This is a genomic window from Massilia sp. CT11-108, from assembly GCF_047302915.1.
Taxonomy (GTDB): domain Bacteria; phylum Pseudomonadota; class Gammaproteobacteria; order Burkholderiales; family Burkholderiaceae_D; genus Telluria; species Telluria orientalis.
The window spans coordinates 1-13,937 of sequence record NZ_JBKYMO010000107.1; the positions used below are offsets into that span (position 1 = coordinate 1).

Annotated in this window: 13 protein-coding genes and 1 tRNA gene; 6 read left to right on the plus strand and 8 right to left on the minus strand. The window is 66.0% G+C overall.

Annotated elements, in window-relative coordinates; translation table 11 throughout:
- On the minus strand, positions 1-617 hold a 617-nt coding region (locus ACEN88_RS11290; protein ID WP_413339640.1), incomplete at its 3' end, for a LysR family transcriptional regulator.
- Positions 618-720: 103 nt separating this feature from the next.
- Here ACEN88_RS11290 and ACEN88_RS11295 point away from each other — a divergent pair.
- Together ACEN88_RS11295 and ACEN88_RS11300 are read left to right on the plus strand one after the other, a co-directional pair.
- The gene (locus ACEN88_RS11295; protein ID WP_413339642.1) at positions 721-1,275 is read left to right on the plus strand and encodes a cysteine hydrolase family protein; all 555 of its coding nucleotides are present in this window, start codon (positions 721-723) and stop codon (positions 1,273-1,275) included.
- Between the two features lie 74 nt (positions 1,276-1,349).
- Positions 1,350-2,297 carry a choice-of-anchor A family protein gene (locus ACEN88_RS11300; RefSeq protein ID WP_413339644.1) on the plus strand — a complete coding sequence of 316 codons (948 nt, stop codon included), beginning with the start codon at positions 1,350-1,352 and terminating at the stop codon, positions 2,295-2,297.
- Here the strand turns inward: ACEN88_RS11300 and ACEN88_RS11305 are convergent.
- Together ACEN88_RS11305 and ACEN88_RS11310 are read right to left on the minus strand one after the other, a co-directional pair.
- Complete coding sequence (locus tag ACEN88_RS11305; protein WP_413339646.1) at positions 2,294-3,463, minus strand: MFS transporter; 1,170 nt, start codon at positions 3,461-3,463, stop codon at positions 2,294-2,296. The two genes, ACEN88_RS11300 and ACEN88_RS11305, sit on opposite strands and share 4 nt — an antisense overlap.
- A 103-nt stretch (positions 3,464-3,566) precedes the next feature.
- Positions 3,567-4,181 (minus strand): IMPACT family protein, encoded by a 615-nt coding sequence (locus ACEN88_RS11310; RefSeq protein WP_413339648.1) that lies wholly within the window; start codon positions 4,179-4,181, stop codon positions 3,567-3,569.
- 128 nt (positions 4,182-4,309) lie between these two features.
- Between ACEN88_RS11310 and ACEN88_RS11315 the strand changes: the two genes are divergently transcribed.
- Entirely contained in the window at positions 4,310-6,151 is a 1,842-nt protein-coding gene (locus tag ACEN88_RS11315; protein WP_413339650.1) for a glycoside hydrolase family 13 protein, read from the plus strand.
- 7 nt (positions 6,152-6,158) lie between these two features.
- Here ACEN88_RS11315 and ACEN88_RS11320 read toward each other — a convergent pair whose 3' ends face one another.
- The 4 genes from ACEN88_RS11320 to ACEN88_RS11335 form a co-directional block, all read right to left on the minus strand.
- Positions 6,159-8,231, minus strand: coding sequence for a putative bifunctional diguanylate cyclase/phosphodiesterase (locus ACEN88_RS11320; protein ID WP_413339652.1), 2,073 nt, complete (start codon positions 8,229-8,231; stop codon positions 6,159-6,161).
- A 15-nt stretch (positions 8,232-8,246) separates the two neighbouring features.
- Positions 8,247-8,762: a YfiR family protein gene (locus ACEN88_RS11325; protein ID WP_413339654.1), complete on the minus strand. Its 516-nt coding sequence runs from the start codon at positions 8,760-8,762 to the stop codon at positions 8,247-8,249.
- A 2-nt stretch (positions 8,763-8,764) separates the two neighbouring features.
- Positions 8,765-10,789 (minus strand): TonB-dependent receptor plug domain-containing protein, encoded by a 2,025-nt coding sequence (locus ACEN88_RS11330; protein WP_413339656.1) that lies wholly within the window; start codon positions 10,787-10,789, stop codon positions 8,765-8,767.
- 195 nt (positions 10,790-10,984) lie between these two features.
- A tRNA-Lys gene (locus ACEN88_RS11335) sits at positions 10,985-11,060 on the minus strand.
- 171 nt (positions 11,061-11,231) lie between these two features.
- Between ACEN88_RS11335 and ACEN88_RS11340 the strand changes: the two genes are divergently transcribed.
- Both ACEN88_RS11340 and ACEN88_RS11345 read left to right on the plus strand, forming a co-directional pair.
- Positions 11,232-12,206 carry a diguanylate cyclase gene (locus tag ACEN88_RS11340; protein WP_413339658.1) on the plus strand — a complete coding sequence of 325 codons (975 nt, stop codon included), beginning with the start codon at positions 11,232-11,234 and terminating at the stop codon, positions 12,204-12,206.
- Positions 12,207-12,454: 248 nt separating this feature from the next.
- On the plus strand, positions 12,455-12,892 hold the full coding sequence (locus ACEN88_RS11345) for a hypothetical protein (protein WP_413339660.1): 438 nt from the start codon (positions 12,455-12,457) through the stop codon (positions 12,890-12,892).
- 12 nt (positions 12,893-12,904) lie between these two features.
- Here ACEN88_RS11345 and ACEN88_RS11350 read toward each other — a convergent pair whose 3' ends face one another.
- On the minus strand, positions 12,905-13,348 hold the full coding sequence (locus ACEN88_RS11350; RefSeq protein WP_413339662.1) for a MarR family winged helix-turn-helix transcriptional regulator: 444 nt from the start codon (positions 13,346-13,348) through the stop codon (positions 12,905-12,907).
- Between the two features lie 106 nt (positions 13,349-13,454).
- Here ACEN88_RS11350 and ACEN88_RS11355 point away from each other — a divergent pair.
- Positions 13,455-13,937, plus strand: a 483-nt coding sequence (locus ACEN88_RS11355; protein ID WP_413339663.1) for an FAD-dependent monooxygenase, incomplete at its 3' end; no start/stop codon positions are given.

Here is a 13,937-nt window from a genome sequence, read left to right on the forward strand (position 1 = left end):
GCACGGCAGCGCGCGAGGATCGCATCCGCGCCCGAGCAGCCGAGGCGGATGAACGGCAGACCGTCCAGCTGGCCCCACGTCACGGGCAGCGTGAACGCGCGCGCGGCCGGCACGACGAGCACGTAGTCGTCGGCCACGTACGGGTGGACGACGAAGCCGTCTTCCACGGGCAGCTGGGCGATGCCGACGTCCGCGCGGCCCGCACGCAGCGCGGCCACGACTTCCAGGCGGTCGTTGCAAGCGTCGTCGATGTCGAGCACGAGTTGCGGATGGCGGGCCGCCAGCGCTTCGGCGACATATGGCAGCAGGTGCGTGCCGATGCTGCGGAAGCACGCGATGCGCACCCGGCCTTCGATGGCGTCGTCGTCACGCACGCTGGCGCGCAGGGCGTCTTCGAGCCGCAGCATCGCGCGGGCCTTGTCCAGCACGCGCAGGCCGGCTTCGGTGGGCAGCGAGCCGTCACGCGCACGCGCCAGCAGGCACGTATCCAGTTCGCGTTCCAGCTCCGCGATCGCATGGCTGATGCGCGACTGCGTGCACCCGAGTTCCGCCGCGGCCGCGCTGAAGCTGCCGTGGTCCGCCACCGCGACGAGCATGTGAAGTTGGCTGAGCTTCATGGGCCATCGAAATCTGTCATGGATGAGCCGGCAATTATCCGGCATTTCGGTAGCGTCATGGAGACGCGGCGGCGACCATGTGGTTTTTCATGAAAGGACACACATGCAAACGCTGACCAACGCCGCCCTGATCGTTATCGACGTCCAGCAGGGCTTCCTCGACCCGCGCTGGGGCCGACGCAATCACCCCCAGGCCGAGCAAAACATCGGGGCGCTGCTGGCCGCCTGGAGAAAAGCGGGACGGCCGCTGTTCCACGTCCAGCATGGTTCGCGCAGCGCACGGGGCGCGTTCCATCCTGGCACGCCGGGCCACGCGTTCAAGCGGGAAGCGCAGCCGCTGCCGGGCGAGATCGTCATTCCGAAGGATGTGAACAGTGCCTTCATCGGCACAGACCTGGAAGCGCGGTTGCGCGCGGGCGGCATCGAGACGGTCGTGCTGTGCGGCCTGACGACGGACCACTGCGTGTCGACGACGGCGCGCATGGCCGGCAATCTCGGTTTTCAAACGTTCCTCGTCGAGGATGCCTGCGCGACGCACGAGCGCACGGGGCCGGATGGCACGTGGTTCAGCGCGGAGCAGATGCATGCGACGGCGGTGGCGAGCCTGCATGGCGAATTTGCCACGGTGACGAACACGGCGGCCATGCTGGGTGAATAAGAGGAAATATTCTATCGAGAATTATCGAAAATAATGATACTTTAGAGAATTATAATTTTCTATTGAGAAATATCATGCGCGTTGCCCCGATTGCCCTCGCTGTCGCCATTCTCGGCGCAGGACCCGCTCATGCGACCGTGCTGAATCTGATGGCACCGGTCGGCGGCGCGAACCTGTACGCGATCCACGATTTCACGGCGCCGTCCAGCGACGTCGAAGGCGCGGTGGTGGCCGGGGGCAACGTGACAGTGTCCAGCTATTCGATCAACCGCAATGGCAAGAACGCGTTCGGCAAGGACGGCTATGCGCTCGTCGCGGGCGGCAACCTGTCGTTGCAGGGTGGTTCGATCGAGAACGGCAAGGCGTATGTGGGCGGCACGAGCGCGCTGACTTGGGCCGCGACGCCGCAGATGGCGACGAGCAATCCGGTCGACTTCAAGGCGGCGGCCGGCTATTACACGGGCGTGGCCGATGCGCTGTCCGACCTCGACGCAACGGGCGCGGTGACGCGTCTATGGAGCGGCGTCCAGGTGACGGGCAGCGGGAAGGGCGGCGTCGACATTTTCAACGTGTCGTCCGACCTGTTCGCGAATTCCAGCAGCTGGACTCTCGACAAGCTGGTACCCGGCGAGACGCTCGTCTTCAACGTGAGCGGCAGCGCGGGCACCTTCAACAACGGCGGCATCAGCTTCGAGCCGCTCGCCGGCTACAACGTGCTGTTCAACTTCTACGAAGCGCAGACGATCGACGTGCGCGGCGTGATCGGCAGCGTACTGGCGCCGTATGCGACGCAGACGGCGAACTGGGGCGTCATCAATGGGAATGTGATCGTCGATACCTGGTCGTCCACCGTGCAGGTCAATTCGAATCATTACTTCAATCCGGTCGATATCGCCGGATTGAAGCTCGACCAGGGCGGCGATGCGGCGTCGGCCCATGTGCCGGAGCCGGGCAGTATCGCGCTGGTCCTGGCCGGGCTCGCGGCGGCGGGTGTGGCGAGAAGAAAGCGCCGCGGCGCTTAAGCCGGCACCGCCACCGCGCCCCGCCGGCCATGCGCGCGCATCGCGAGCGCCAGCACGACGCCGGACAGGGCGAGGCTCGCCGCCACCCATTGCGGCGACGCATACGAATAGCCCAGCGTCAGCGGAATCCCGCCGAGGAACGCACCCAGCGCATTGCCGATATTGAAGCCGGACTGGCCCAGCGACGAGCCCAGCATCTCCGCTTCGCGCGAGTGCTCGATCAGCAGCATCTGGATCGGCGGGCCCAGTGCCAGCGCATTCGCGCCGACGGCAAACGCCAGCACCATCATCGCCGGCTGCGACGACGCCAGCAGCGCGTTCATGCACAGCAGCGCAACCATCGTGATCAGGAGGATGATGATCGCGGTCAGCGGCGGCACGCGGTCCGCCAGCTTGCCGCCCACGTTCACGCCGACCGTCATGCCGACGCCCACCGCCGTCATGATCAGCGGGATCGTATTCGCGTGGAAGTGCGTCACGTCCGTCAGCAGCGGGGCGATGTAGCTGAGCCAGGCGAAGAAGCCGCCCGTGCCGATCGACGTGATGCCCAGCGCGAGCCACAGGTTCGGCTTGCGGAAGATCTTCAGGTCCTGGCGCAGCCCTGCGCCCGGCGTCGCCTCGAAATACGGGATCAGCTTGTGCAGCATGATCATCGTCGCGAGGCCGATCACGGCCACGATCAGGAACACGAAGCGCCAGCTCATGTTGTGGCCGAGCCAGGTGCCGGCGGGCACGCCCAGCACGTTGGCAATGGTCAGGCCGGAGAACATGCTGGCAAGCGCGGCCGCTTCCTTGCCCTTGTCCGCGAGACGCGTGGCGACCACGGCGCCCACGCCGAAGAAGGCACCGTGCGGCAGGCCGGCCAGGAAGCGGAACAGCAGCATCGTGTGGAAGTTCGGGGCGAAGGCCGAGAGCGCGTTGAATGCCGTGAACATCAGCATGAACCAGATCAGCACGCTGCGCGGCGGGCGGTGCGACAGCATGCTGACGAGCGTCGGCGCGCCGACGACCACGCCGACCGCATACGCCGAAATCAGATAGCCCGCTTGGGGAATGGAAATGTCCAGGCCGGTCGCGATATCGGGCAGGATGCCCATCATGACGAATTCCGTCATGCCGATACCGAAACCGCCTAGGGCCAGGGGCGCCAGGCTTTTCTTGATCATGTGTGTAGTCTTTCCTGGAGGAAGCCGGACATTATGGCGGCTCGCGTCAGGCGAGTCCGCTTTCGAGTCGTGATGTCCGGTATAGCCTCACATGATAGCGGTATCAGGCCGAGTCTGCTTGCGGGTCGTCGTTTTCCGCGAGCCAATGGATGCGGCCATTGCCCGCCTCGCTCAACCGGGCAATGAGTGCGGCGGCCTTGTCGTCCGGCAGGTGGAAGGCGAATGAGACAACGTCCGCATGCTGGACGGCGTCCAGCGTGGCGCCGGCGGTGTCCAGTTCGCGGCGAATGAGGCCTTCGAGCGGGTAGGGCGCGTCGCAGCGCAGGTGGCGCTGGCGGATGATGGCGATTTTCTGCGCACCCAGCAGCGCCTGGGCGACGCTGTCCGTGTAGGCGCGCACGAGGCCGCCCGCGCCCAGCTTGACGCCGCCGAAATAGCGCACGACGGTCGCCAGTACGCCTTCCAGGTCCTGGTGGCGCAGCACGTCCAGCATGGGACGGCCCGCCGTGCCGCTGGGCTCCCCATCGTCGACGGCGGCCGATTGCCCGCCCGCCAGCAGCGCCCAGCACACGTGCGCGGCGCCCGGATGCGCCGCCTTGAGCCCCGCGACGATCTTCTGCGCCCCGGCCCGGTCGGGCATCGGCTGGACGCAGGCGATGAAGCGGCTTTTCTTGATGATCAGTTCGTGGTGGACGGGGGTGAGGATGGTCTGCGGCATGGGGCCAACAGCTTACTGTATTTCCGCGCAGATCGCTTGCGGAAGTAAAACTACATGTTGTCTATAGGGAGTGCCTTGAAGTCGCCGATTTGTGATGTTACTTTACTACAAATCAACTTGGAGACCTCATGAAGAAGCTTGTTCTTGTCATCTCGGCCTGGTTGCCCGCCCTGTGGGCCGGCGCCGCGCCCTACGCCATCCAGCACGTGGAACCGATGAACTGGTGGGTCGGTATGAAGTCGCCCGACCTGCAGGTGATGGTGCATGGCGAGAAGATCGCCGAGCTGGAGCCGGCGCTGGCTTACCCCGGCGTGCGCATCGCCGGCGTCGAGCGCACGGACAATCCGAACTTCCTGTTCGTGAACCTGAAGATCGGGGCGACGACGAAGCCCGGCGCACTGGAACTGCAGTTCAAGCGCGGCAAGGACGTGGTGACGACCGTGCCATACCGCCTGGAAGCGCGCCGCAAGGATTCGGCGCAGCGGCGCGGCTTCGATTCCGCCGACGCCGTCTACCTGATCGTGCCCGACCGCTTTGCGAACGGGAACCCGGCCAACGACGATGCGGGCATGCGCGAAAAGAGCGATCGGCGCAATCCGGACGGGCGCCACGGCGGCGACCTGGCGGGCATGCAGGCGCAGCTCGATTACATCCGCAACCTCGGATTCACGATGGTCTGGCCCACGCCGCTGCTGGAAAACAACCAGCAGGCGTATTCGTACCACGGCTATGCGCTGACCGATTACTACAAGATCGATCCGCGCTTCGGCAGCAACGAGGACTACCGCAACTACGTGGCCGCGGCCAACGCGCGCGGCATCGGCGTGATCCAGGACATCGTCGTGAACCACATCGGCACGGGCCACTGGTGGATGCGGGACATGCCGTCGTCCGACTGGATCAACCACGGCAGGACGTTCGTCAAGACCAACAACCAGCACACGGTGGCGCAGGACATCCACGCGGCGCCGGAAGAGAAGGCGCGCTTCGTCGACGGCTGGTTCGATACGTCGATGCCGGACGTGAACCAGAAAAACAAGCTGGTGGCCCGCTACCTGATCCAGAACACGCTGTGGTGGATCGAGTACGCGAACCTGTCCGGCATCCGCGAAGACACGTATTCGTATGCCGATCCGGCCTTCCTGAACGATTGGAACCGCGCCGTGCACGCGGAATACCCGCACCTGAACGTCGTCGGCGAGGAGATGGACGACCGCCCGTACATGGTCGCGTACTGGCAGAAGGGCGTCGTCAACCGCGACGGCTTCCGTTCCGAACTGCCGTCCGTGATGGACTTTCCGCTCGTCGACACGGCCCCGAAAGCGCTGACGGCGCCGGAAGACAGCGGCCAGGGCCTCATCAGGATCTACGAGACCATCGCGGCCGACTACCTGTATGCGGACCCGCTGAAGCTGATGGTCTTCCCGGATAACCACGACCGTCCGCGCGTGCTGGCGCAGGTGGACGGCAATATCGACCTCTTGAAGACGGACCTGATCCTGATGGCGACGACGCGCGGCATTCCGCAGATGTTTTATGGGACCGAGATGCTGATCCAGGGGCCGAAGGAGCGCACCGACGGCGTCCTGCGCGCGGACATGCCGGGCGGCTGGGCGGGCGACAAGGTCGATGCGTTCGCGGGTACGGGCCTGACGGACGCCCAGCGCGGCATGCAGCACCTCGTGCGCACACTGTTCAACTGGCGCAAGACCAGTTCCGCCGTCAAGACCGGCAAGCTGACGCACTACATCCCCGGCGATGGCCACTACGTCTACTTCCGCCACGACGGCAGGCAGACGGTGATGGTCGTGCTGAACAAGAATCCGCAGGGCACGCAGCTGGACCTGTCGCGCTTCGCCGGCATGGTGAAGGATGCGCGCCAGGGCCGCAACGTGCTGACCGGCGCCGCCGTCGACCTGCACGCGCCGCTGGCGCTGCCGGCCATGACGTCCGTCGTGGTCGAGTGGTAAGCGGGACTCAGTCGACGGCGCAGGCGCCCGCACCCGTGCGCGCGAGCATCTGCCCGATCTGCGCGGCCGCGCACGGCCGGCCGTACAGGTAGCCCTGCGACTTGTCGCAGCCGTGCGCGCGCAGGAAATCGTGCTGTTCCTGCGTCTCGATGCCTTCGGCCACGATCTCCATCCTGAGACTCCTGGCCATCGCGATGATGGCGCGCGTGATGGCCGCGTCTTCCGGATCCTGCGGCAGGCCGCGCACGAAGCTGCGGTCCACCTTCAACGCGCGCACGGGGAAGGTCTTCAGGTAGCTCATCGACGAATAGCCCGTGCCGAAGTCGTCGATCGCGAGCTGGATGCCGGCGTCCGTCAGCGCGTGCAGGCGGTCGACGATGTCGGTGGAGGCGTCCATCAGCATGCTCTCCGTCAGTTCCAGTTCGAGCCAGCACGGATCGACGTCGGCTTCGCGCAGGGTCGCCAGCACGGCCGCGACCAGGTTGTTTTCCTTGAGCTGGCGGCCCGACAGGTTGACGGCCACGCGCAGCGGATGGCCTTCCGCGTGCCACCGCTTCAGGTCGCGGCACGCTTCGCGCAGCACCCATTCGCCGATCGGCACGATGAGGCCCGTGTCCTCCGCGACGGGGATGAAGTCGTTGGGGCTGACCATGCCCAGTTGCGGATGGATCCAGCGGATCAGCGCTTCGACGCCGACGATGTCGCCCGTCTTGAGGTCGACCTGCGGCTGGTAGTGCAGCACGAACTCGTCGCGTTCCAGCGCGCGCCGCAGGTTGTTGTCCAGCTTGAAGCGTTTATGGGCGTCGTCGCGCATGCTGGGCGTGAACATGCGCCACGCGTTCTTGCCGCCGTTCTTCGCGTAGTACATCGCGGTGTCGGCGTATTTCAGCAGCGCGTGCATGTCGGTCGCGTCGTCCGGATACACGCTGATGCCGATGGACGCGCCGATGTGGATGTCGTGGCCGTGGATGTGGATCGGGTCGGCCAGCTTGAGCAGGCATTTTTCCGCGATCAGCGACGCGACGCCGACCTGGCTCACGTTCTCGAGGATGATGCCGAATTCGTCGCCGCCGATGCGCGACAGCACGTCGCCGAAGCGCAGCGTCTCCGACAGCCGGCGCGACACGAGGCGCAGCAGCTCGTCGCCGATGTCGTGGCCGAGCGTGTCGTTGACGGTCTTGAAGTTGTCCAGGTCGATGAACATCAGGATCGTGCGCTCGTCGAACTTGCGGGCGCGCGCGAGGACCGATTCCAGCCGCTCGTTGAAGAAGTGCCGGTTGTTGAGCTGCGTGACGGGATCGTAGTGCGCCAGCCGGTCCAGCTTGACCTCGATGCGCTTGCGTTCGTTGATCTCCGCTTCCAGTTCCAGTTCGCGCTTCTGGATGCGGTCCAGCATGCCGTTGAACGTGCGTGCCAGCAGGCCGATGTCCGCCGCCTGCGACACCTCGGCGCGCAGCGAATAATCGCCCTGGCGCGAGATCTGCTCGCTCACCGCCGACAGCGCGCGGATCGGGGCCGTGAAATAGCGCTGCAGGCGCGACAGCGTATAGTATGAGAGGCTGAGCAGGGCCAGCGTCATCGGCAGCGCCAGCGCGAGGTACAGCGCGAGCTGGCGGTACACGCTCGTCACGCTGCTGCGCACGACCACGGTGCCCAGCAGGCGGCTGCCGACCTGGATGCGGCGCGTGACGCTGACGCCGCGGACATCCACCACCGTCTCGCGCGCACGCGGGTCGTGCGCGGCGGGCGGCGACTGCGGATCGCGCACGAAGGTGACGAACGCCTTGCCTTTCGCGTCATAGGCGACGGCCGATTGCACGTCCGGCGCCACCCGCAGCGCGGACAGGATGTCGCCGGCCGCCTCGGCGTCGGCGAAGGCCATGGCCGCCGTCAGGTTCTCGCCCACCATCGTCGCCTGCGACTGCGTCTGGCGCACCAGCGCGGCCGTGAAGAAGTACAGCTGGATGCCGATCAGGAACAGCGTCGACAGCAGCATCACGCCGCCGCTCGTGACGAGGTAGGTCCATTTGAGCTTGGTGCTCAGTGCCTGCCGGTTGATCCATTCGATGAGTTGTTCCATGCGGGCCGTCCGGGTCTAATAAATGGCGCGCGCCAGCCGCAGCACCTTGGAGCTGAGCACGACGCCGGCACCGCGCGCCGCGGCGCCATTGAATTCGAAGGCGATGCGCCGGTCGTCCAGGACCAGTTCGAGCATCACGCCCTTGCGCGCGGCACCGCGCGTGTCGGCGATCGTCAGCACGCCGGCCGCGCGGGCGCTGTCCGCGAGCGCCGTCATGTCGTCGGACTCCGACGCGCTGATGTACAGGATGTGGCATTGCATCAGCGCCTCCGGACCCGAGTGCGGATACACGATGGACAGGCGCGCATTCCCGAGCGGCTTGCCTTCGAGCGTGGCGAGCGCGCTGCCGAACGGATCGCGCCCCAGCACGCACAGGCGCACGACGCCGTTCATGTTCGGCAGGGTGCTGAACTGCGCGATGTTGTAGATGAACGCCGCCTTCGCCGCGTATTCGTCGGCCGCCTGGGCATGGGCAACCGCCGGCAGCAGGCAGCACAGGAGCAGGAGGCGCGCGAGGCCGGGCCGCATCATCGTCAGAACCTGACAGTCGCCATGAAACGCAGCGTGCGCCCGTCCTGTCCGATCGCGTCGAGGTGGCGCGGCGGCGTGCCGTTGTCGTAGTGTTCCTCGCTGGCGGAATCGGCATAGCGTTTGGCGAAGACGTTGAGCACGCCCGCGGACAGCTCCACGTGCGAGCCCAGGGTGCCGACGAGATTCAGGTCGACGAGGCCGAAGCCGCCCACCTCGCCGCCGCGCACCGTGCGGCGCCGGCTCGTGTAGCGGTACTCGGCGTGCGCGCGCAAGTGGTCGCCGAGCGGCGGCAGCGCGACATTCAGCTTGAACAGCCGGCGCGGCGAATTGGGCAGCCATGCGCCACCGGCGTCGTTGCGCGCCGACTGCACGTTCGCGCTGCCCTTGAGGGCGCTGCCGTCCTCGCGCAGCCATTCCGCTTCCACTTCGACGCCCGTGGCGCGGGCGGCCTCGATGTTCGAAAAGACCAGCATGCCGTTGACCGGATCGGTGGCCAGCGCCAGCATGTCGCGCATGCGGTACTGGAAGACGGAGGCGGTGGCGCGGAAGCGGTCGGTCGGAAAATATTCCGCGATCAGTTCATAGGTCTTGATGCGCTCCGAGCGCAGCGCCGGATTCGCCCGGAAGTCGAACGTGTAATAGCGCTCGTAGGCGTTGGCGGAGCGGAAGGCCGTGCCGTACAAGGCCTTGAGCGTGACCTGGCTCGCCGTCTTGTAGAGCAGGGCCACGCGCGGATTCGTCGTGGCGCCGCCTTCGGAATCGTAGTCGTGGCGCACGCCCGTGTTCAGGATGAGCTTTTCGCCGAGCCGCATCTCGTCCTGCAGGTAGACGGCGGTCTGCCGCTTGGGATGGGCGACGTCGAGATTGAGCTGGTACGGATCGACGTCGTAGTTCGCCATCTGCCGCTTGCTGTCGCGCGTGTATTCCGCGCCGGCGATGAGCTTGTGGCCGCGCAGCGCGCTGCTGATCACGCGCACCTCCGCGCCGCTGCTGAGGCTCTCGGCCGTATCGATGCCGGGCGTCGGCCCCTCGCTTGCGGACCCGGTCACGTTGAGGGTCTTGTAGCGGTAGCGCGCGACGCTCACGCCGGCGAACAGGTCGAGCGTCTCCGAGACGGCGCGATGCCAGGACAGGGCGGCGCCCGCGTATTCGTCCAGCGACCAGCTGCGCGGATCGTTGAACTGCTGGCCGTAGGACGCCGTCGGAATGCCTTTCGTGCGGCTGCCGAAATAGGCCTCGGCCACGACGCCGCCCGCGCTCAGTTTCGCGAACAGCCGGCGATAGCGGTCGTAGTCGATCCCGGTGGCGACGCCGTGGTTGCTGGCCGCGTCGTCGTATTCGGGAAAGTACACGTCGCGCCCCGGACTGTCGTACACCGACGCGCCCAGCAGCAGCTCGGTGCCGCCCGGCGTCCCGCTGCCGTACGTGTTGCGCACTTCACGGCCGCGGCCCGTGAACCGGCCCACGCTGACGGTCTGCCCCTTGAGGGCCCCGCCGCTTTTCGTGAGCACGTTCACCACGCCGAAGAACGCGCTGCTGCCGTAGATGGCGGAACCGGGACCCGGCACGAATTCGACGCGGTCGATGAGGGCCAGGTCGATCGGGAACTCGGTGCCGATGGCACCCTGGTCGTAGACGACGTCGTTCAGGCGCCGGCCGTCGATCAGGACCAGCAGCCGTGTGTTCAGGTCGCCCGGATTGCCCAGGCCGCGGATGTTCGCGTAGTTGTAGTTGCGGTCGTAGGACACCGTCATGCCGGGCACGCTCTGCAGGACCTCCGTGAGCGTGCGGTAGCCGCGCTGGCGGATGTCCTCGGCCGTGATCACGGTGACGGACGACGGTGCCTCGCTGATCTTCTGCGGAATCTTCGACGCCGTGACGACTTCGAGGTTGAGCAATTGTTCGAGGGGCAGGGCGTTCAGATCGGGACCTTGCTGCGCCAGTGCGCCGGCCTGGAAGCCAGCCGCCAGGAGGCCGATCGCACGCGACAGATGACGGGACGGAGACGTTTCCTTGTTCGGCAACATGGCAGGTCCTTGAGGGAATGCTTGGCAGAGCGCCCGAGCGGCCCAGTGTAAGGACATGCAATACTGAATTTGTTGACTAGAACCAATTAATTGGCCGGTGCAACTAATTCCGAGGGGAGGGATAGGAAGAATCTGACAGAGAAGCGGAAAAGCAAAAAGCCCATGAACCGAAGTTCATGGGCTTTCTGGTGTTCGTGGTAGGCCGTGCTGGGCTCGAACCAGCGACCAACGGATTAAAAGTCCGCTGCTCTACCAACTGAGCTAACGACCCGACGGGCAGCATTATAGCGGCTCATCGGCACACGGCCAAGTGCTTTCGTGAAAATTGGCAACAATTGTTGAAGTGGCCAGGCAAATATCGATCGTGCGACGGCCTCTCGAAATGCCGCACAGGCATTGATTTCCGGTATGATCAGTTGATTTTCAGATATTAATTCGTGCCGTGATCCCGACCGACTCCGATACCGCCACCGAGCTTTCCCTGCGCGCCCTGAATCTCGTCAACAGCGGGATCATCGTGCTGGACGCCCACTACAAGATCGTGCTCTGGAACGGTTGGATGGTGCCGCGTTCCGCCCGCGCCGCCGCGCGCGTGCGCGAGCGCTCGCTGTTCGAGGTATTCCCCGAACTGCGCGGTTCGCGCGTCGAAGCGGCCGTGCTGGCCGCATTGGCACCCTCGGCCGATGGCGCGAGCACGACCATCCCGCAGGCGGAAAGCCGGGCCCCATTTCCCCTGCGCGAGGCGGGCAGCTTCGACGGCCCGCGCATCGACCAGGCCGTGACGGTGACGCCGTTCCGCGATGGCGAGCAGCGCTATTGCATGATCGAGATCCGCGACGTCAGCGGCGCCGTGGAACGCGAAAAGCGTCTCCTCGACCACGCGGAATCGCTGCGCGCGCGATCGTACGTCGACGGCCTGACCGGCATCGCCAACCGCCGCTACTTCGACGTTGCGCTGGACCGCGAACTGCGCCGCGCGCAACGCGTGAAGGGCGAGCTGTCGCTGCTGCTGATCGACATCGATTCCTTCAAGGCCTACAACGACCATTTCGGCCACCAGCAGGGCGACGCCTGCCTGTCCACCGTGGCCCAAGCCCTCGCTGCCAAACTCAAGCGCCCGGCCGACGTGGCGGCACGCTATGGTGGCGAGGAATTCGCGGCGATCCTGCCGGACACGTCGCTCGAGCAGGCCAGGCTGCACGCCAACGCGATTCGCGAACACGTCGCCGGACTGGCGCTGCCGCACGCACCCGCGGCCCACTGGCCGATGGTCACGCTGAGCATCGGTGTCGCAAGCTTTGACCGTGAACGCCTGCATGAGGTTCCCGCACTGATCGAGGCCGCGGACAAGGCCTTGTATGCGGCAAAGCGTGGTGGCCGCAACCGTGTCGTGGTAGACGGCGACGTATCCGGCTGACGGGTCATTCAGCACGTCGCCATGACGTGCATATCGGATCACGCAGCCACGCATAGCGATACGGGATCCCGCCCGTCGTCAGCGCATCCGTGTCATTTCTCGTCGATCTGATTTAGCGTAAATACAGACTGTTTCGTGATGCGGCCCTTGCCGCCCTTGTGGCTGGCAACCGGCGCCCTAGACTGAATTGCCGCAGCCGGCAAAGACCCGTACCGCGGCACTGTCCATCACGATCCGAAGGAGACATCATGCGTCCGCTTCCCTTGGCACTTTCCGCATCCCTGCTGTTGTTCGCGCCCGGTGCCGGCGCGCAGTCGGGGAATTATCCGATCAATGACGACGCGCCGATCTCGCGCGTCGAGGTGACCGCGCAGCCGCGCCCGGCATTCCGCATCTGGGACTACCAGGCCGAGGAGGTCAGCGGCGCGTACGCGTTGTCGAACGGCTGGCGCCTGAACGTGAAGCCGGCGCGCGACGGCATCGTCGCCCAGATCGACAAACAGCGTCCGATGCGCCTCATCGCGCAATCGCCCGACCGCTTCGTTTCGCGCGACGGCAACGTGATCATGGAATTCAACAAGGGCGACACCCGCGAAGACATGATGATGAGCTATGTGCCGAGCGACGTTACCGATCCGCGCCTCGCGCAGATGATCGCGGTGACGGCGAAGATGGCGCAGCGCTGAAGCGCCGGCCGCTCAGCCCGCGTCGCCGGGCGGGGCCGGCGGCTGGTCGATCGCGTCGGCCAGCCTGCGCATCAGCCGCACCAGGTTGTCGAAATCCTCCTGGTCCCACGACGCGAAGACGGCGCGGGCCATCTTGTCGCGCGCGGCGTCGAGCGCGTCCGTCATGGCCTTGCCCTTGGGGGTGATCGAGGCCAGGCGGACCCGCGCATCCGCGTCGGAAGCGCGCCGTTCCACGAGGCCCAGGCTGTCCAGCTTGGCCACCTGGCGGCTGACGGTGGTGTAGTCGCGTCCCGACCGTTCGGCCAGCTCGACGACGCCGATCGGCCCCAGCCGTTCGATCCCGACCAGCAGCGGAAACAGTGCCCGGTCCAGCCGGACGCCGGCCTGGCGGATGAGTTCCTCGTCGCGTTGCGGCCGGTTCATCGCGCTGACGATGCTGATCAGCGACGTGTGCAATTCACGCAGTCGCGCCGATATATGTGTATCTTGCACATTATTTTTCGTTGCCATATACTCCTCTCCAGTTATGTGCATTTTACACATAAGACACTGGGAGAGCGACATGGACTTCGATACCGATGTACTGATTTGCGGCGCGGGTGCCGCCGGCCTGACCCTGGCCCTTGACCTGGCGCGGCGGAACGTCCCGTTCCGGCTGGTCGAGCGGCAGGACACGCCATTCCACGGCTCGCGCGGCAAGGGCATCCAGCCGCGCACGCTGGAAGTCTTCGAGGACCTCGGCATCGCCGACCGGGCAGTGGCGCTGGGTGGGCCGTATCCGCCCCAGCGCATCCACGCCGCGGACGGCAGCCATGCCGATGTCCCGATCGCCGCGGAGCAGGCGGCGACGCCCGCGGAGCCCTACGCCACGCCCCTGATGCTGCCGCAATCCCTGACCGAGCAGGTGATGCGCGAACGCCTGCTGGAGCTGGGACAGCGGGTCGAATGTGGCCTTGCGCTCACGGGCCTGGAGCAGGACGCGGATGGCGTCACGGTCACGCTCGCGGGCCGCGGCGGCGAGTCGCGCCTGCGCGCGCGCTACGTC